Source organism: Roseovarius mucosus DSM 17069, assembly GCF_000768555.3.
GTDB classification, from domain to species: domain Bacteria; phylum Pseudomonadota; class Alphaproteobacteria; order Rhodobacterales; family Rhodobacteraceae; genus Roseovarius; species Roseovarius mucosus.
In genome coordinates this window covers 50,537-68,619 of the sequence record NZ_KN293978.2, presented here as the reverse complement: position 1 = coordinate 68,619, position 18,083 = coordinate 50,537, and the positions used below count along the sequence as shown (strand labels likewise).

Below are 18,083 nucleotides of genomic sequence, written 5' to 3'. Positions count from 1 at the left end.
GGCGTCAGCCCTCCTTGTTATACGCGTCAATCACGGTCAGACCGTGCATTGTCAGATTGTCTTCGAACACGTCGAACATGTCCGTTCCCTGCTGGAAGAGAGGTGCCAGCCCACCCGTTGCGATCACCTTCATGGTGCGGCCACGCTCGGCCTTTATCCGGTCACATAGCCCATTGATCAGCCCGACATAACCCCAGAATACGCCCGACTGCATGCAATCGACGGTATTGGTGCCGATAACCCGCTCTGGTTTGGTCACGTCGATATGCGGTAGGGCCGCTGCCGCTTCATGTAGCGCTTGCAGCGACAGATTCACCCCCGGTGCGATCACCCCGCCGATATAGGCCCCATCGCTTGCGACCACGTCAAAGGTGGTGGCGGTGCCGAAATCCACCAAGATGAGGTCGCCGCCATAGAGATCAAACCCCGCCACCGTATTGACCAACCGGTCAGGACCTACCTGCGTGCCCGCATCCACCCGCACATCGACCGGCAGGCGGCACTCGGGCTTGCCCACCACCAGCGGGCGGCAGTTGAAATAGCGGTCCGAAAAGACCCGCAGATTGAACACCACGCGCGGCACGGTCGAGGAGATGATCACCCCGGTGATATCGGCCTTGATGCCATGGTGATGCAGCAGGGTCTTGAACCAGACGAAATACTGATCGGCGGTGCGTTGATGGTCCGTGGCGGTGCGCAGGGTGCAGAGGAATTTCTGCCCGTCCCAGATGGAAAACACCGTGTTGGTATTGCCGCAGTCAATCGCCAAAAGCATGCGCCCGGTCCCGTATGGTCAAAAGAACACCTCGGCGGCGGCAATCGCCTGTCGCCCTTGGGCGGTCAATAGAACAAGATTGCCCGCCTCGTCCACCGTCTCGAACCGGCCCTCATACACCTCGCGCGTCGTGCGCGCGGTGATGACCTCGCCCAGCCGTGCCGCCCGTGCCAGCCATGCGGTGCGGATGGGGGCAAAGCCGAAGGTCACGAACTGTGCCTCTGCCCGTGCATAGGCCGGGGCCAAGAGGTCCAGAAACGCCTCGGGGTCGATCGCGATGCCCGTTTCGGACAAGAGCGAAACGGGGCGCAGCGCGCCTTGCTCTACCTCCGACACCTCGGGCGCGCGCGAGAGGTTCACCCCGATGCCGATGGCGAAATGGCTGAGGCTGCCGCCTGCCCCGGCGCTTTCGAGCAAGATCCCCGCCAGCTTGCCACCGTTCAGAAGCACATCGTTGGGCCATTTGAGGGCAAAGACCTCGGCCCGGCCCGTTGCCGCGACCAGCGCATCAAAGAGCGCCAGCGACGCCACGAAAGAGCGCAACGCCACGCGGTCCGGGCTCTCGGTCGGGCGCATCACGAGGGTGGCCGCGAAATTGCCCGCCGGATTGGCCCAAGCCCGCCCCCGCCGTCCGCGCGCCGCCGTCTGCTGATGCGCCAATATCCATTCCGGCCCCGCCAGATTCGGCGCAATACGTGCCGCCTCGGCATTGGTGCTGTCCACCGACGCCAGCACGCGGCGGCCATAGCCCTGGGGCCAGTCCGAACCCTGATCCATCTTTGTCTTGCTCCAACTCTCCGAAACTTTGCGCGGCCTCAGTCCCACCAAGGGCCATGATGCAGACCCGCGCGCCCCAAACGCTCGAACCCGTGACGCCCGAACATATCGCGCTGTGCCTGAGTGATATTGGCGCTGCCATGGCCCAAACGCATGCTGTCATACCACGCCAGCCCGGCCGAAAGCGCCGGAACCGGGTGCCCGCCATGCACCGCGCTGCACACCACCTGTCGCAACGCGGGGATACAGCGTGACAATGTTTGCGCGATCTGTGGTGCGAGGATCAACTCGCCTCGCGGCACGTCACGATCAAACGCTTCTGCGATGTCATCCAGAAGAGCAGAACGGATAATACAGCCCGCGCGCCAGATGCGGGCAATAGTTGCCAGATCGAGCGCCCAACCATATTCGTCGGATGCTGCCGCCAAAATACGGAAACCTTGCGCATAGGCCAGTAGGCGCGCGGCCAAAAACGCCTCGGCCAGAACCTCGGGCGTGTCGTCGAACGCGCCAACCACGCCGCCAAGAATTGCCTCAGCCCGCTGTCGTGTATCCTTTTCCGAGGACCAGCCCCGCGCGCCCACCGCCGCCTCGATCATGCTGGCCGATTGCCCCAGACGTAGCGCCTCGATCACGGTCCAACGCCCGGTCCCCTTTTGCCCCGCCGCATCCTTGATCACATCGACCATCGGATGCCCGGTCTCGGGATCGGTATAGGTCAAGAGCCGGGCCGTGATCTCGACCAGATAGGATTTGAGCGGCCCCCGGTCCCAAGTGGCGAAGAGCGCGCCAATCTCGGAGGGTGGCAGGGCCGCGCCATTGCGCAAGAGACTGTAGATTTCGGCGATGACCTGCATATCGGCATATTCGATGCCATTATGCACCGTCTTGACGAAATGCCCCGCCCCGTCCGGTCCCAGATGCGCGACGCAGGGCACGCCGTCATGGCGGGCGGCAATGGCGGTCAGGATCGGGTGCAGTTGCGCCCAGCTGTGTTCGCTGCCCCCCATCATCATCGAGGGGCCGTGACGCGCCCCCGCCTCGCCGCCAGACACCCCCAGACCCACGAAATGCAGATCGCGTTTCGCCAACTCCTCTGCGCGGCGGCGGGTATCGTGAAAATCGGCATTGCCCCCGTCGATCACCGTATCGCCGGGGTTGAGCAGCGGGGTGACCCGCGCCAGCATGGCATCCATCGGCGCGCCGGAGGGGATCATGAAGAGGATGATCCGGGGCGCTTTCAGCGCCGCGACGAAATCCTCCAACCGTTCGTGGGGGTGCAGCCGCGACGCCAGATCGCCCGCCTCGTCGAGAAAGGGCGCGATCCAGTCCGCCTCGCGATTGGTCACCGCCACGTCAAAGCCATGTTCTGCAATGTTCAGCGCCAAGGCGCTGCCCATGGTGCCCAGCCCATAGATGCCAATCTGCGCCACGTGCCCCTCCCTGCTATCGCTAACAGCCTTGGATCAGGCTATGCGCTTTGGCTAAGGGTTTGCAAGCGCGCTGCGTCCAGATGTGTTGCCGTCAGACCCCGAGACACCAGCGCATCACGGCCTTTTGCGCGTGCAGGCGGTTTTCGGCCTCGTCGAAGATGACCGATTGCGGGCCATCCATCACCTCGGAGGTCACTTCTTCGCCGCGATGCGCAGGCAGGCAATGCATGAAGAGCGCATCGGGTTTGGCCGCCGCCATCAGCTTGTCATTGACCTGATAGGGCCGCAGCATGTTGTGCCGCCGCTCCTTGGTGGATTGGCTGTCGTGCATGCTGACCCAGGTATCGGTGACGACGAGATCGGCCCCGTCCACCGCCTTGAACGGATCGCGTTCGATGGTGATCGTGCTGCCCGCCTTGCGCGCAAGGCCGATGAACTCGGGCTCGGGGTCAAGCTGCATCGGGCCGGTAAAGGTCAGGTCGAATCCGAATTGCCCGGCGGCATGCAGGAAGGATGCACAGACATTGTTGCCATCCCCCGACCACACGACCTTCTTGCCTTTGATCGGGCCGCGATGTTCCTCGTAGGTCAGGATGTCAGCCATGATCTGACAGGGGTGGGTGCGGTCGGTCAGACCGTTGATCACCGGCACATCGGCATGTTCCGCCATTTCCAGCAGGACGGATTCGTCAAAGGTGCGGATCATGATCAGATCGACATAGCGACTCATGACGCGGGCGGTGTCGGCGATGGTCTCGCCATGGCCCAACTGCATGTCGGCGCCTGACAGCACCATGCTCTGCCCGCCCATCTGCCGTACGCCCATGTCAAACGAGACACGGGTCCGCGTCGAGGGTTTTTCGAAGATGAGCGCAACCATGCGCCCCGCCAGCGGCTGCTCGTCATCGGGCGTGCCGCGCGGGCGGCCCTGCCGCGCCTCTTTCATATGGCGGGCCTGATCAATGATCGCCCGAAGGTCGGTTTCGGAGGTTTTGTGGATATCGAGGAAATGGGTCATGGTCGTATCGCTTTTCGATGGGAGGGTCCGTGGGGGTCAGCCCCCACACCCCCGGAGTATTTTGAGAACGATGAAATCAAACCGTTTCGAGCGCCGTTGCCGCCGCATCGAGACGCGTCACGGCTTGGGCGATTTCATCATCGGTGATGGTCAGGGGCGGCAGCAGGCGCAGAACATTGTCAGCGGCGGGAACCGTGGCGACAAGAGCCGCATAACCGGCCTGCACCACCTCTGTGTTGGGCACCTTGCATTTGAGACCCAGCATGAGGCCCATGCCCCGCACCGCCTCGAACACGGCCGGATGCGCCGCCACCAGCCCTTCGAGCCGCTGGCGCATGAGGGCCGCCTTGCGGTTGACCTCGGCCAGAAACTCGGGCGTGGCGATTTCGGACATCACCGCGCAGCCCACGGCACAGCCCAGAGGGTTGCCACCATAGGTCGAACCATGGGTGCCCACCGTCATGCCAGAGGCGGCATGCTCTGTTGCCAGCACCGCGCCGAGAGGAAAGCCGCCGCCGATGCCCTTGGCGACCATCATGATGTCAGGTGTCACCCCCGCCCATTCATGGGCAAAGAGCCGCCCCGTGCGCCCCACGCCACATTGCACCTCATCAAGGATAAGCAGGATGCCGCGTTCATCGCAGAGGGCGCGCAGCCCCTTGAGGCATTGATCTGGCAGCGGGCGGATGCCGCCCTCGCCCTGCACCGGCTCGATCAGGATGGCGGCGGTATGATCGTCAATCGCGGCATGCAGCCCCTCATGATCGCCCCAACCGACATGCTTGAAGCCGGGCAGGAGCGGACCAAAGCCCTTGGTCATCTTTTCCGATCCGGCGGCGGCAATCCCCGCCGAGGACCGGCCGTGAAAGGACCCCTCGAAGGTGATGATGTCCGTGCGGTCGGGCTGGCCTGCATCATAGAAGTGCTTGCGCGCCATCTTGACCGCCAATTCGCAGGCCTCGGTGCCGGAATTGGTGAAAAAGACCGTGTCGGCAAAACTCGCCGCCACCAGCCGGTCGGCAAGCTCCTGTTGTTTCGGGATCTGATAGAGGTTCGAGGTATGCCAGAGCGCCCCGGCCTGTTCGGTCAGCGCTGCGACCAGCTTGGGGTGCGCATGGCCCAGCGCGTTGACTGCAATGCCCGCGCCCAGATCGAGAAAACGTCGCCCGTCCGCCTCGATCAACCAAGCCCCCTCGCCTTTGACGAAAGAGAGCGGCGCGCGGTTATAGGTTGGCAGGATCGAAGGGATCATGGCGGTTTCCTTATCAAACAGGCCCTTTGAGTGCCGCATGGGCAGAGCCAAGTCAATCATTTGGAGGATTCAAGGGTCAAGCGCGGTAGCGCGCAGAGATCAAAACGGTACGGGTCGTCAGACGCGGGCGCGTCGACGTCGCAGAGCGGTATGTTTGGTCCGAGTGATCATGGAGACGCTCTAGCCAGTTTTGCGCGGCATGGGAAGAGAAATGTCTAGATGTCCCCCCGGCTCCATCGCCACGCGCGCCGCCCCAAGGCGCGGATGCAGCCGCCGCGCCAAATGCCAACACCCTATCAGACCCACGCCCGTGACCGCGAAAATCCCCGGCAACGGCGCCACCAGAAGCACGAGCCATGCTGCCCCCGGTGTGAGGATGCCCGAGACATCGCGGAAACTGGCATAGATCGCCGACATCTCGGTGCGTTCCGACGGTTTGACCGCCATGAGGAATGGCAGGCCCGCCGACACATCGAGCAGCACCAGAAAGACTGACGCCACAGCGAGACTGGCAACCGTCAGCCATGGCAGGCTGCTGAGAGATGCGGCAAAGAGAAAAAGCAATCCGGACACAAGAAAGCCCGCCCGCACCGCGTGGCGGATGGAGCGGCGCTGCATCCAGCGCAGCATGAGAGGCGTCAGAAAGAGCATGCCGTTCGAGGCCGAGAGCAACATGCCGCCCAGATCCTCACCCAGGCCCTGTTGGACCGCGAAGATCGGCAAATAGACCACATAGGCCCACCAGCCGCAGGAGCGAACGACCGCGAATATCCACCCCGCCACCAGCCGGGGCTGTGCAAAGAACCGGGGCATCCATGCCAGCGGATTGGGGGCCGGGCGGCGGGCGCGGGTGATCAGCTTGCCATTGCCAAGCCGCATGTAGAGGAAAAGGCCCATCATGCTCAGCGCTGCCAGCGCGGCGATAAGAAACGGCAAGGGCCGCCATATCCCCAAGAGCGTCACGCCAAGGAACGGCCCCACCGTCCAACCAAGCGCGCTATAGAACATGCGCGAGGTCTCGCAACGGCCCAGATCGGATTTCGAAATGAAATCGAGCACATAGGCGTTGAAACAGACAAAAACCGTGACCGTGGCCGCCGTGATCATGGCCAGCGCCGCGATCATGCCCAGCGCCCCGCCCTGTGCCCCCATAGTGGCCCCGCCCGCAAACATCGCGCAGCCGGTCACATAGATCCAGCGGCGCGGCATGAAGCGCGAGGCGAAAGGCACCATGAGGCCCGTTGCCAGCGACAGCAGCCCCACCATGAAATAAATCTCGGAGACGAGCGCCGCATCGCGGAGCGCGCGATACATCTCGAGCGGCATCACCGAAATGAGGATGCCGCGCGCCATGGCCTCTGCCCCGGCAAGCGAGGCAAAGCCGCGCACAGAGGGTGTTGGGGCATGGCGGAGCCATTCGGGAATGCGGCGTTGGTGCATGGAGTCGTTCCGATTTTTCGTAAGACTGACCACGGATGCAGGACGCGTGATTGGCAAACGACGACATCCTGTCGTTTTTGTTGTGAGGGATGTAAAAATTATTGATCCCTCCCGCCAACCTTGCGACTTGCGGCGGGCGCAGTCTGCGGGCAATGCTGCGGCGATGTTCATTCCTCGCGCCTCCAATCCGGGCCTTGCCGCCCTGCTGACCGTCCTCGCCGCCGCCTTGTTGGCGGGCACCACGCTCTTGGCCAAGGCGCTTGGAACAGACGCGCTTGGACCGGCGCTGAGCCCGTTTCAGATCAGCCATGGGCGGTTTCTCTTCGCGCTTGTGGCCATCGCGGGGATGAGCGCGCTGGTGCGTCCCCGGTTCACCCGTCCCGATCTGGGCACCCATGCCAAACGCTCGGCCCTGGGCTGGGGTGGGGTCACGCTGATGTTCGCGGCTGCCGCCTTTATCCCGCTGTCGGACGCCACCGCGATCAGTTTTCTCAACCCGGTGTTCGGCATGATCCTCGCCATCCCGCTTTTGGGAGAGCGGGTGGGTCCGGTGCGGTGGACGGCAGCGGGCATTGCCCTGACAGGGGCCGCGATCCTGATGCGCCCCGGCAGCGGGGTGGTGGAGACCGGCGCACTTCTGGCGCTTGGGGCAGCGCTATGCCTTGGGGCGGAGCTTATCTTCATCAAGCGTCTGTCGGGGCGGGAAGGGCCGTGGCAGATCCTGCTTGTGAACAACGCCATTGGGCTGAGCATCGCGACGCTGGCGGTGGTCTGGGTCTGGGCCGCGCCCACGCCGGCGCAATGGGCCGCCCTTGCAGCCCTTGGCGGTCTGATGGCGCTTGCGCAGACGGCGTTCATCAATGCCATGGCGCGAGGGGATGCGAGCTATGTGGCGCCGTTCTTTTACACCGCCCTGATCTTTGCCGGGCTTTATGACGGGCTGGTGTTTGGTGTCTGGCCCGATGCCATATCCATCCTTGGCGCAGTTGTGATCCTCGGCGGCGCAGGCTTGCTGCTCTGGCGTGAAGGACGGCGACGCGCGGTGGTGACGTAACGCCGCCTTTGACAAATCGCCCCCAGCTTGGCCTAGATACCCAGCAAGGGAGAGGGCCAATGCCACTGAGCATCCTGTTGCCGATGGTCGTTTTGGGCATCGCGGGCATCGCGGTGCTGCTGCATGTCTTGGGCCTCTCGCGCCGGGCGACGCTCTCGGATGCGGCGGCGGCGCGGGCGGCATGGCTGAGGGAATTTCCCGAGGACAGCCCCATTCGCGTCATTCTCTGTCACGATCACAGCGCCGCCCTGATCGAGACCGCACGGGGGCGCGGCGTGGTCTGGCCAATGGGGGCCGATACCACCGCCCGTTACCTGAATGGCGCGCGGATCAGGCAGCGCAAAACCGGTCTCACGCTCGATCTGCCTGACTATACCGCCCCGCGCATCCGCCTGACACTCGCGCCCGACGAAGCCGCAAGCTGGTGCGCTCTATTGGAGGCCCGCGTATGAGTGATACGCTGATCTATCCCGACGTCGTGAATTGGGCGGTGCCGCTCTTTATAGCCGCCATTCTCGCGGAACTTTTGTGGATCGTGATCAAGGGGCGCGGCGGGCGGTATGAGACCCGCGACGCGCTGACCTCGCTCTTGCTCGGGGCGGGCAATGTGGCCGAGGGCATCGTGCTAGGCTTTGTCGCCTATGGCTTTTTTATGGTGCTGTGGCAGGTCACACCGCTCGATTTGGGCCATTCGATCTGGGTGATCGCGCTCTGCTTTGTGCTCGACGATTTGCGCTATTACTGGGTGCATCGGTTCGGGCACCGCATCCGCTGGGTCTGGGCAAGCCACGTCAATCACCACTCTTCGCAGCATTACAACCTGACAACAGCGCTGCGCCAGACCTGGACCGGCACCTTTACCTTTATGATGATCGTGCGCGCGCCGCTGATCCTCTTGGGCTTTCATCCCGCCATGGTTCTTTTCGTGGGAGGGCTCAACCTCATCTATCAATTCTGGATTCACACCGAGGCGATTGGCCGCCTGCCGCGCTGGTTCGAGGCGGTGATGAACACGCCCAGCCATCACCGCGTGCATCACGGGCGCAACCCGCGCTATCTCGATTGCAATTATGCCGGAGTCTTTATCATCTGGGACAGGATGTTTGGCACCTTCGTGCCGGAACTGGAGCGGGAAAAGGTGGATTACGGGCTTGTCCACAACCTCGGCACGTTCAACCCGCTGCGCGTAGCCTTTCACGAATGGATCGGCATCTGGCGAGATGCGACGCAACCGGGGCTGACGTGGCGCGAGCGACTGATGTATTGCGTCATGCCGCCGGGTTGGAGCCATGACAACAGCCGGGGCACGTCGCAGACCATCAAAGAGCGCTATCTCGCAACACATCCCGAAGAGGCCGGCACGCCGGGGTTGCCATCCTCAGGTCGACACACGCTTTAGATTTGTCACATATCGCCCACTAAAATGTTATTTGACCGATCATTCAAAACCGGATCAAGTCGTAGCAGGCGATTTGCGCCATCACTCACGAACAGGTGTCGCCCCGCGAGGCAACGCGGGACGCTACGGAAGTACCCGGCACCTTGGGCAAGGGCCCATTACTCACCCTTGTTCAAGGTGTCGGGGAAGTAGTAGATTTCTTGTGACGAGGGATTTTTGGATAAGCCCTTTGGTTGAAATGGCCCGACGATGCCCTGGGAAAAATGCTACGAAGAAGCAGTGGTGCTGGAAGCCGCGATGCGTGCTTTCTGGGAGAAGGGCTATCAGGGCACCTCTATGGCCGATCTGGTTGAGGTCACGGGCCTCAATCGCGGCAGTCTTTATGCCGGGTTCGGCAACAAGCGAGAGCTCTTCTTGCGGGCATTACAGCATTACGATCAAAGCTACCGCGTCGGATTTCTCACACGGTTACGCAAGGATCGAGAACCAAAGGATGCGATCATCGCGACCTTTGACGCCATTGCCCAAGGCGACACGACCATGCCGGGCGGCTGCCTGGTGGTCAATTCCGCGATGGAGCTTGCGCCGCATGACGATGAAATCGCCCGCATCATCGAGAACAGCATGGCCGAGGTCGAGGCGTTTTTTGCCAATTGTCTTGCTGAATGCGAAGACCGCGTTCGCAGCCCTGCGGAAATCTCCGAGACGGCCAAGGTTCTGCAAGGGTTGATGGTGGGCCTTTTGGTCATGACCCGCGCCAATCGCGAAAGCCCGTCGATTGGCGCAATCCTCTCACAGGTGCGCAGCCTACTCGGCTGATCCGCTTACCAGCGACCCGATAGGCCACGCGCGAGCAGGCTGAGTTGCGCGCGCGCAGGTGCAATCCCAAGCCGCCCCTCGGCCACCGCGCGCGGATCGCGTTCCGCGCGGCGCAGCACCGGACCCGCGATCCAGAGCGGCAAGAGCGCCGCCCCCGCCGCACGTGACACCTTCCCACGCGCGGCGCGCGCACGGCGCAGCCGCACCAACCCATCCCTGGCCAAGGCCTGCACGGCGTCGGGCCGACCATCGACCAGGGGCCTGCGCCCCGCCGCCTCGAGTACTGGAATGGCGCGGAACCAATTGGCGAGACCCAGCGCATAGCCTGCATCACGCAGCACCTCGGGTGCCGCAGGACCAAGCGCTTGCGCCGCCGCCTGCAAGAGATTGCCGGACGTGGTCTCGATATAGCGGGTGAACTCAACCGCATCTGCAAAGGGCTCGCGCGCGATGTCCCATCGCCGCGCCTCGACCAGATCCGCCAGCAGCGCGGCACCGGGCGCGTCCAGCACATGCGCCAAGGGCGTCACCACCTCATGCCGCCGCACAAGGCCACCGGTCGCGATTTCCTCCAGCGCATCGGCCCACCATTGCAGGCGCATCTCGGCGATCATCGGCTCTTGCGTGACCCAAGGCGCGCGCGCCACCTCGACATTGAAGGCATAGACCGGAAAGAGCACGGCCCGCGCCGCAACCGGGGCCGCCATCGCCGCCAGAAAGCGGTCAGGATCGGCCCGGCGCACCAGATCGGCACAGGCGGTCAGATCGGCATCGAACCCTTGGCTCACGCCGCCCCCTGCCCGCGCAGGAGCTTCCAGCTGATCGCATCGAGCAGCGCCTCGAAACTTGCATCCACGATATTGGGGCTGACCCCCACCGTGGACCAGCGCCGCCCCTGCCCGTCTTCGCTGTCGATGATGACCCGTGTTGCGGCCTCGGTGCCGCCTTGGGTGATCCGCACCTTGAAATCCACCAGCCGCATATCGTCGATCTGGTCCTGATAGCGGCCCAGATCCTTGGCCAGCGCCTTGGCCAGCGCATTGACCGGCCCCCGGTCGCAGCCGTGATCGTCCATCGATTCACTCACCGACAGCTTCTTGTCGCCATCGACCTTGACCACAACCACCGCCTCCGAGAGGCTGACCATGCGGTCATACTTGTTCTTGCGGCGCTCGACCGTGACCTTGTAGCGCTTGACCTCGAAGAATTCGGGCATCTGCCCCAGTTCCTTGCGCGCGAGGATTTCGAAACTCGCCTGCGCGCTGTCATAGGTATAGCCTTCTTCCTCGCGCGCCTTGATCGTCTCGAGCAGGCGCGCGAGCGTCGGATCGCCCGGTTCGACCGCGATCCCCGCCTCGGTCAGACGCTGGCGCAGGTTCGATTGCCCCGCCTGATTTGACATCGGGATGATCCGCGCATTGCCGACCGCCGCAGGGTCGATATGCTCGTAGGTGCTTGGGTCCTTGAGGATGGCACTGGCGTGCAGCCCCGCCTTGTGGGCAAAGGCGGAGGCGCCCACATAGGCCGCCTGCCGCAGCGGCACGCGGTTGAGGATCTCGTCCAACTGGCGGCTGATCGCGGTGAGAGACCGCAGGCCGTCATGCGTGATGCCGGTCTCATAGCGGCTGGCATAGGGTTCCTTGAGCAGCAGGGTCGGGATGAGCGTGGTCAGATTGGCATTGCCACAGCGCTCGCCCAACCCGTTGAGCGTGCCCTGAATCTGGCGCACGCCCGCGTCCACCGCCGCAAGGCTGCCCGCCACCGCATTGCCGGTGTCGTCATGGGTGTGGATGCCAAGCCGTTCGCCGGGAATACCTGACGCGATCACCTCTGACACGATACGCCCGATCTCGGGCGGCAGCGTGCCGCCGTTGGTATCGCAGAGCACCACCCACCGCGCACCCGCGTCCACCGCCGCGCTCAGGCAGTCCAGCGCATAGGCGGGATTGGCGGTGTAGCCGTCAAAGAAATGTTCGGCATCGAACAGCGCCTCGCGCCCCTCGGCCACGACATGCGCAATGGAGCGGGCGATGTTGTCGGTGTTTTCCTCAAGGCTGATGCCAAGGGCTGCCGTGACATGAAAATCGTGGGTCTTGCCGACAAGGCAGACAGCCTTGGTCCCGGCGTTCAGCACCGCCGCCAAGACCTCGTCATTCTCGGCCGAGCGGCCCGCGCGTTTGGTCATGCCAAAGGCGGTCATCGTGGCGCGCGTTTTCGGGGCGTCGTCGAAAAACGCGCTGTCGGTGGGGTTTGCGCCCGGCCAGCCGCCCTCGATGTAATCCACGCCAAGGCGGTCCAGCGCATGGGCGATCTGGATTTTCTCCTGCGTGGAAAAGCTCACGCCCTGCGTCTGTTGCCCGTCGCGCAGGGTGGTGTCGTAGAGGTAGAGGCGGTGCTTGGTCATCTTAGCCGCTCCGCGCGGAATCAAGGCGCGTAGCGCCGCCGCGCAGCGCCCGACCGCCCCCCCGGGCGGGCGCTTTTGCAACGTCGCATCCCCTCCAATCGTTCAAGTATTTGGCACCATAAAGCGCCGACCACAGCCGTAGCAGCGCCCCCCCGGCAGTCGGGCACCGCGCGGCACAGGCACATCCAGCAGGTAGCCCACTCCCTGAAAACAAGTGCCAATTGAAACCACCTAAAACAAGAACTGGCAGCGCTGAACTTCCGGCGCACTCTCTGCCCTCAGCAATCATAAGTCTAACTCCGGAAAAGCACTTCGAATGCCATCAGAGAGAGAGCGTAATTGTTTTTTCACTCCCGCGAAGCGGTCTCCGTGCTCTTCCAAGTCCTGTTCGTGCTCAAATGAACGGAAAGAAATCACCTCTCCTTGCATCGGAAGCTCCATAAACTGCAAAAGAGCGCCGTGATCTATCGACCATTTAGGTCTGTCCGGTGTGTCAGTCAGTTCAAAGCCCATCTTTTCAAGGCTGTTCCGTATTTCATCCGCCGCAGCAAAGAGCCTTTTTGCCTCTTTCTTGTCCTGTTCTTTTTCCGCCAATGCCGCCTTGGCGCGCTGCTGCAATTTCGAACGCAAGTCCAGAACGGCATCAACTTCCAATTCGAAGGCGCTATTATCAGAGATATTGGCTTTCTCTTCTTCCTCTTCCTTCTGAACCCAAGCGCCACTCTCCGGTGTCAATAACCCCAGTAAGTTTGCGCCAGCTTTCAGCCCAGAAAGATTACCGGCAGACTCAAGCCTGAAAAGAACATCCGTCGCTTGATATGTGTTCAGATCGTTACAGAGCGCATTCAGCACCAACTCGGGGACTTCACCAGCAGGAACCTCCCGCGTCGCCTTGTGCCAACGCATCAGCGTTTTCTTGGCTTCCTCTGATTTCTGCATCGTCCAGTCCATCGGCTTGCGATAGTGCCTTCTCAGGAACACAAACCGGATCACCTCGCCCGGTATCCCCTGATCCAGCAAATCCCGCACGGTAAAGAAATTGCCCAAGGATTTGGACATCTTCTTGCCCTCGACCTGCAGCATCTCGTTATGCAGCCAATAGCGCGCGAACTGACCCTCGGGGTGGGCGCAGCAGCTTTGCGCGATCTCGTTTTCATGGTGCGGGAACATCAAATCGTTGCCGCCGCCGTGAATGTCGAAACTATCGCCCAAGAGCTCATGCGCCATGGCCGAACATTCGATGTGCCAGCCGGGCCGCCCCCTGCCCCAGGGCGAGTCCCACCCCGGCAAATCATCGCTCGACGGCTTCCACAGAACGAAATCCATCGGGTTGCGCTTGTACGGTGCTACCTCGACCCGCGCCCCTGCGATCATGTCATCGACCGAGCGGCCCGACAGTTTGCCATACCCCTCGCGCCAGCTATCGACGGCGAAAAGCACGTGGCCCTCGGTCTCATAGGCGTGGCCCTTGGCGATCAACCCCTCGATCATCGCGACCATCTGCGGAATATACTGCGTGGCGCGCGGCATGTGGTCAGGCTCGAGCGCCCCCAAGGCCGCCATATCGTCGAGAAACCATTGTGTCGTTTCCGCCGTGATCTCGCCAATCGAGCGCCCAGACTCGGCGGCACGGGCGTTGATCTTGTCATCCACATCGGTGAAGTTGCGCACATAGGTCACGTGCTCGGTCCCATAGACATGGCGCAGCAGGCGGTAGAGCACGTCGAACACCACCACGGGGCGCGCATTGCCCAGATGCGCCCGGTCATAGACCGTCGGCCCACAGACATACATCCGCACGTTATCTGGATCGAGAGGCGCGAAATCCTCTTTCCGCCGGGTTCGGGTGTTGTGCAGCTTGATCGTCGTCATCTTGTCCTCGCGCGCGGTCCCGCGGCGGGCTTAGCAACTTCGTGATCGCTTGGAAACACAAGACCGGCCCGCCTGAGAAAACTCAGGTGATAATGCAGCAGATAATGCAGGGTGCGGTGCTCATGCCGCTGTCCTAGCCCCCAGAGCAGCACCCGTCAAGCACGACGATCGAGGTCGCATTTGCGACACGCGTCGGATTCGGAACAGACAGAAACCGCAGAATCAGATGCTCTCTGCCCATCTGACGGAGAACACCATGCACCCACGCAGCAAAATTGCGCTTGTTGTCCGCACCATTGGTGCGGAACGGGGTCGTGCGGCGCGCGGGCGTCCTTTGGTGACCTGAGCCCAACCAAACAAACCCGTTTAATTCCTTCAGGAAACCCAAGACATGACCGAGACGATTACGCGCCGCGCCGGTGGACGCGCTGCTCGCCGCGAGGCCCGCTCCAACCCGCTTGCTGCCAATCTGCGCCCCGTGCATCCAGGGCAAGAGGGCGGCACCTATCGCCCGCTGACCCAATCGCAGATGGACCGCATCCACCATGCCGTGCTCGATGCGCTGGAACAAATCGGCCTTGCCGATGCGCCCCCTTCGGGCGTGGCCTATCTGACGGGGGCTGGCGCGATCCTCGGCTCTGACGGGCGGATCCGTTTTCCGCGCGCGTTGATCGAGGACACCATCGCCAAGGCCAACCGCGAGATCACGCTCTTTGGCCGGGACCCGCGCCACGACATGCTCTTGCAGGGCAATCGCGTGCATTACGGCACGGCAGGCGCGGCGGTGCATGTGGTCGATGTCCACACCCGCAGCTATCGCGAGAGCACGGTGCAGGACCTGCATGACGCGGCTCGCATTGCGGATCAACTCGACAACATCCATTTCGTGCAGCGCCCGATGGTCTGCCGCGACATCGTCGACAATCGCGAGATGGACCTCAACACGCTCTATGCCTGCTGTTCGGGGACCACGAAACACGTGGGCACCTCCTTTACCGAGCCGGGATTCGTTGCCGATGCGATCGAGATGCTGCATCTCATCGCGGGCGGCGAGGATAAGTGGCGTGAGCGGCCGTTCGTCAGCAATTCCAATTGTTTTGTCGTGCCGCCGATGAAATTCGCCACCGAATCCTGTCTGGTCATGGAGGAATGCATCCGCGCGGGCATGCCCGTTCTGCTTCTGTCGGCCGGTCAGGCCGGGGCCACGGCCCCTGCCCCCATCGCGGGGGCCATCGTGCAGGCAACGGCAGAATGCCTGGCGGGGCTTGTTTATGTCAACGCGGTCAAGCCGGGGTTCCCCGCGATCTTCGGCACCTGGCCGTTCGTCAGCGACCTGCGCACCGGGGCCATGTCGGGCGGCTCGGGCGAACAGGCGCTGCTGACCGCGGGCTGCGCACAGATGCACAAGTATTACGGCCTGCCCGGTGGGGCGGCCGCGGGCATTGCGGATGCGAAGCTTCCCGACATGCAGGCGGGCTGGGAACAGGCGACGTCGAACGTGATGGCGGGTCTCTCGGGGCTGAACATGGTCTATGAGGCGGCGGGCATGCATGCCTCATTGCTGGGCTTCTGCCTTGAATCGCTGATCCTGGGGGATGACCTCATCGGTCAGGCCCTGCGCTGCACACGTGGCATCGAGGTGGATGAGGACACGCTCAGCCTTGAGGTCATCCGCGCCACTTGCATCGGCGGCCCCGGCCATTACCTCGGCGCGGAACAGACACTGGGACGGATGCAGACGGATTACCTCTATCCCTGCATCGCCAATCGTTCTTCGCCCAAGGAATGGGACGAGTTGGGAAAACCCGACCTGATCGCCAAGGCCACGGAAAAGAAAATGAAGATCCTGTCGGAACGGGCGGCGGCGCGGTTTGACCCGATCACAGATACGGCCATTCGCGCACGGTTCAAGATCCACCTGCCTGCATAAGCTTTGCTATGTAGGTATTTGATTTAAAACAAGAACGCGCGCATCCATTGTCTGCGCGCGTTTTGGCGTTTTACGGAAACACAGGACGGCACGCTCGCGCATACTACGCGAAAGCGGGAACCGGTTTTGAGCGCCTCGAGCACGCAAAAAAATACGCTCTAACACCTTTTCAGGCAGCACGCGTTCCATCGCCCTCAAAAGAATATATCCGCCAGTTCGTCTCCGGCAGACTGGGCGGGATTCTCGGGCAGGGCAAGAGGTGCCTCCGCCCCCACGAAAATTCTGTCGTGGATCAGACGCTCGGCATCCATCGTATAAATCGCATAGAGCTTGGCCAAACGATCCTGTTCTGAGGGCAGCACATCATACAGTTCACGCCCAACATTCTCATTTGAAATCAATTCATTGAAACCCGAAATGAAAGTATCGAGTTCGACCTTGGCGGCGACCAGCGACGCCAGCGATGTCTCACTTGCGTGGAGCGCAATCTTGAGCGCGTCACCCTTGATGGCACAGCCCTGTTTGGTCGCAAGGACCGCCTGATCCGTAGCCTTCAACCGGTCAGAAATATCCTGCGCAAACCCAACGGTGCGGGACATCATATCATCCGCTTGTGAAACATCGGGCATGGTCGTGGCGGCAAGAGTACGTGTTGTGGTGGCGATCTGGTCAAAAATTTCGTTGGAGATCTTGGTCAGGGACAAGACCTGACGTGAGAGTTCCTGAAGCGCGCCCGCCTCTGACCCCATGTTGCAACAGACGATGAATGTATTGAGACCAAGCATCCGGATATGATGATCAAGCAAGCCCATTTCCGCGGCGATTGTCTGAATCGATCCGATGTGATCCTGCGTGGTTCGGCCAATCCGGTGCAGAACATCCAGATTCGACTGGCTGGATTGCAGCGCGCTCGACAGCCGGTTGGCACAGCCAATCATCGTCGAAACCCGCTTTCTCTGAGTGTCATTGGGATCAAGATAGACCTGTTCCGCAGCCCCGAGCACTTGTTCGGATTTGCGACGAATACCGCCAAGGCGTTTGAGAACGGAGGCGACATCGCGCGCGATTTCATCCCGACTTGCCTCGGCTTGACAAATCGCCAGATAGCTCAGCCCGTCGCTAGCCTCTGGCCGCTCTTGGGCAAGAGCGGCATCGAGAGAGGCGCGCGCTATCACCTCGACATGCTCCAGCCGTTGCCGGACAGAATCGCCTGTTTGAAGTTCCCCGACGATGGCGGAGATTTCGGCAAAGATGTCCCGCATGCCGGCTTCGATCACCGCATTGCCAGCCGCCAATTCATCCCGGTCCTGTTGAATTTCATGGATCTGCGCCTCGAGCCCCTCCAGCGCTGGCGTGACCCTATCGGTCATGTCCCGCGAGAGGTTCAAAGAGATCATGTCAAGATCCGCCATCTCGACTTCGATGATCTCTATATGAGCTTGCAACGCTTTGAGTTGCTCGTCGGCCGAGGCTGCAATGCGAGCCAGCTCGATAGAGAATTCATCGATCTTGGCTTCCTGCCGTGTGAGAGATTTCCCCAATATCCGCGAAATAGGGGCAGAGGCAGACATGGTGCGAATGACCACAGACAGATGGCTGACATTGCTCTGGATTTTACGGATACCCGCACGCAGCGCTTCGGCCATCTGGACGAAGGTCTGTACATCTTCGCTGATTTCCGCACTGTGCTCGACAGAGTGCAGGCACAACATCCGGAGCGTCTGGGTCTCTTCCGGGCCCAAAACCACGCTAAGCCGGGCAAGCACCGTGCGCAGTTGCATGAGGTCTTCCACGCTCGTTCCAAGCCCCTGCCCGGCCCGCAGAAAGATCGTCTCGATTGTGCCCGTCGCCTTGTTCAGGCTGTCGATATAGGCGTTGGACAAAAGGGTTCGCAGGGTAGGATGCATCGG

At 62.1% G+C, this 18,083-nt stretch carries 15 protein-coding genes; 5 read left to right on the top strand and 10 right to left on the bottom strand.

Annotated features, from left to right (window positions below):
• Positions 1 to 4: 4 nt before the first annotated feature.
• The 6 genes from ROSMUC_RS07335 to ROSMUC_RS07310 all read right to left on the bottom strand — a co-directional run bounded on the left by ROSMUC_RS07335 (position 5) and on the right by ROSMUC_RS07310 (position 6,695).
• Positions 5 to 775 (bottom strand): type III pantothenate kinase, encoded by a 771-nt coding sequence (locus ROSMUC_RS07335; RefSeq protein WP_037271210.1) that lies wholly within the window; start codon positions 773 to 775, stop codon positions 5 to 7.
• Between the two features lie 18 nt (positions 776 to 793).
• Positions 794 to 1,552 carry a biotin--[acetyl-CoA-carboxylase] ligase gene (locus ROSMUC_RS07330; RefSeq protein ID WP_037271208.1) on the bottom strand — a complete coding sequence of 253 codons (759 nt, stop codon included), beginning with the start codon at positions 1,550 to 1,552 and terminating at the stop codon, positions 794 to 796.
• 38 nt (positions 1,553 to 1,590) lie between these two features.
• Entirely contained in the window at positions 1,591 to 2,985 is a 1,395-nt protein-coding gene (gene gndA, locus ROSMUC_RS07325; RefSeq protein ID WP_037271206.1) for an NADP-dependent phosphogluconate dehydrogenase, read from the bottom strand.
• 91 nt (positions 2,986 to 3,076) lie between these two features.
• Entirely contained in the window at positions 3,077 to 4,003 is a 927-nt protein-coding gene (gene argF / locus ROSMUC_RS07320) for an ornithine carbamoyltransferase (RefSeq protein WP_037271204.1), read from the bottom strand.
• Positions 4,004 to 4,079: 76 nt separating this feature from the next.
• Positions 4,080 to 5,255, bottom strand: a complete 1,176-nt coding sequence (locus ROSMUC_RS07315) for an aspartate aminotransferase family protein (protein WP_037271957.1) — start codon at positions 5,253 to 5,255, stop codon at positions 4,080 to 4,082.
• A gap of 180 nt (positions 5,256 to 5,435) precedes the next feature.
• Positions 5,436 to 6,695: an MFS transporter gene (locus ROSMUC_RS07310; protein WP_037271202.1), complete on the bottom strand. Its 1,260-nt coding sequence runs from the start codon at positions 6,693 to 6,695 to the stop codon at positions 5,436 to 5,438.
• A gap of 163 nt (positions 6,696 to 6,858) precedes the next feature.
• Here ROSMUC_RS07310 and ROSMUC_RS07305 point away from each other — a divergent pair, with 163 nt between their 5' ends.
• From ROSMUC_RS07305 to ROSMUC_RS07290, 4 genes are all read left to right on the top strand, one after another.
• Positions 6,859 to 7,749, top strand: a complete 891-nt coding sequence (locus ROSMUC_RS07305) for a DMT family transporter (RefSeq protein WP_037271200.1) — start codon at positions 6,859 to 6,861, stop codon at positions 7,747 to 7,749.
• A gap of 59 nt (positions 7,750 to 7,808) precedes the next feature.
• A complete protein-coding gene (locus tag ROSMUC_RS07300) occupies positions 7,809 to 8,201 on the top strand; it encodes a hypothetical protein (RefSeq protein WP_037271198.1) in 393 nt (130 codons plus the stop codon).
• Entirely contained in the window at positions 8,198 to 9,148 is a 951-nt protein-coding gene (locus ROSMUC_RS07295) for a sterol desaturase family protein (RefSeq protein ID WP_037271196.1), read from the top strand. Before ROSMUC_RS07300 ends, ROSMUC_RS07295 begins: the two co-directional genes overlap by 4 nt.
• Before the next feature lie 249 nt (positions 9,149 to 9,397).
• The gene (locus ROSMUC_RS07290; protein ID WP_037271193.1) at positions 9,398 to 9,967 is read left to right on the top strand and encodes a TetR/AcrR family transcriptional regulator; all 570 of its coding nucleotides are present in this window, start codon (positions 9,398 to 9,400) and stop codon (positions 9,965 to 9,967) included.
• Between the two features lie 5 nt (positions 9,968 to 9,972).
• Here the strand turns inward: ROSMUC_RS07290 and ROSMUC_RS07285 are convergent, their stop codons facing one another.
• The 3 genes from ROSMUC_RS07285 to cysS all read right to left on the bottom strand — a co-directional run bounded on the left by ROSMUC_RS07285 (position 9,973) and on the right by cysS (position 14,243).
• On the bottom strand, positions 9,973 to 10,755 hold the full coding sequence (locus tag ROSMUC_RS07285) for a squalene/phytoene synthase family protein (protein ID WP_037271191.1): 783 nt from the start codon (positions 10,753 to 10,755) through the stop codon (positions 9,973 to 9,975).
• On the bottom strand, positions 10,752 to 12,371 hold the full coding sequence (gene cimA / locus ROSMUC_RS07280) for a citramalate synthase (RefSeq protein ID WP_037271190.1): 1,620 nt from the start codon (positions 12,369 to 12,371) through the stop codon (positions 10,752 to 10,754). The genes ROSMUC_RS07285 and cimA overlap by 4 nt, the downstream gene beginning before the upstream one ends.
• Before the next feature lie 285 nt (positions 12,372 to 12,656).
• Complete coding sequence (gene cysS / locus ROSMUC_RS07275) at positions 12,657 to 14,243, bottom strand: cysteine--tRNA ligase (RefSeq protein WP_245875138.1); 1,587 nt, start codon at positions 14,241 to 14,243, stop codon at positions 12,657 to 12,659.
• 391 nt (positions 14,244 to 14,634) lie between these two features.
• On the opposite strand from cysS, the gene ROSMUC_RS07270 reads away from it, so the two are divergent.
• Positions 14,635 to 16,173 carry a trimethylamine methyltransferase family protein gene (locus ROSMUC_RS07270; protein WP_037271188.1) on the top strand — a complete coding sequence of 513 codons (1,539 nt, stop codon included), beginning with the start codon at positions 14,635 to 14,637 and terminating at the stop codon, positions 16,171 to 16,173.
• Between the two features lie 194 nt (positions 16,174 to 16,367).
• Here ROSMUC_RS07270 and ROSMUC_RS07265 read toward each other — a convergent pair whose 3' ends face one another.
• Positions 16,368 to 18,080, bottom strand: a complete 1,713-nt coding sequence (locus tag ROSMUC_RS07265; protein WP_037271186.1) for a transducer-like protein, TlpC — start codon at positions 18,078 to 18,080, stop codon at positions 16,368 to 16,370.
• Between the last annotated feature and the right edge of the window lie 3 nt (positions 18,081 to 18,083).

What these genes read in the sequence shown, in the direction of transcription:
- ROSMUC_RS07335 (WP_037271210.1), bottom strand. Translation starts at nt 775, where the DNA reads ATGCTTTTGGCGATTGACTGCGGCAATACCAACACGGTGTTTTCCATC.
- ROSMUC_RS07330 (WP_037271208.1), bottom strand. Translation starts at nt 1,552, where the DNA reads ATGGATCAGGGTTCGGACTGGCCCCAGGGCTATGGCCGCCGCGTGCTG.
- argF (WP_037271204.1), bottom strand. Translation starts at nt 4,003, where the DNA reads ATGACCCATTTCCTCGATATCCACAAAACCTCCGAAACCGACCTTCGG.
- ROSMUC_RS07315 (WP_037271957.1), bottom strand. Translation starts at nt 5,255, where the DNA reads ATGATCCCTTCGATCCTGCCAACCTATAACCGCGCGCCGCTCTCTTTC.
- ROSMUC_RS07310 (WP_037271202.1), bottom strand. Translation starts at nt 6,695, where the DNA reads ATGCACCAACGCCGCATTCCCGAATGGCTCCGCCATGCCCCAACACCC.
- ROSMUC_RS07305 (WP_037271200.1), top strand. Translation starts at nt 6,859, where the DNA reads ATGTTCATTCCTCGCGCCTCCAATCCGGGCCTTGCCGCCCTGCTGACC.
- ROSMUC_RS07300 (WP_037271198.1), top strand. Translation starts at nt 7,809, where the DNA reads ATGCCACTGAGCATCCTGTTGCCGATGGTCGTTTTGGGCATCGCGGGC.
- ROSMUC_RS07295 (WP_037271196.1), top strand. Translation starts at nt 8,198, where the DNA reads ATGAGTGATACGCTGATCTATCCCGACGTCGTGAATTGGGCGGTGCCG.
- ROSMUC_RS07290 (WP_037271193.1), top strand. Translation starts at nt 9,398, where the DNA reads ATGCCCTGGGAAAAATGCTACGAAGAAGCAGTGGTGCTGGAAGCCGCG.
- cimA (WP_037271190.1), bottom strand. Translation starts at nt 12,371, where the DNA reads ATGACCAAGCACCGCCTCTACCTCTACGACACCACCCTGCGCGACGGG.
- cysS (WP_245875138.1), bottom strand. Translation starts at nt 14,243, where the DNA reads ATGACGACGATCAAGCTGCACAACACCCGAACCCGGCGGAAAGAGGAT.
- ROSMUC_RS07270 (WP_037271188.1), top strand. Translation starts at nt 14,635, where the DNA reads ATGACCGAGACGATTACGCGCCGCGCCGGTGGACGCGCTGCTCGCCGC.
- ROSMUC_RS07265 (WP_037271186.1), bottom strand. Translation starts at nt 18,080, where the DNA reads ATGCATCCTACCCTGCGAACCCTTTTGTCCAACGCCTATATCGACAGC.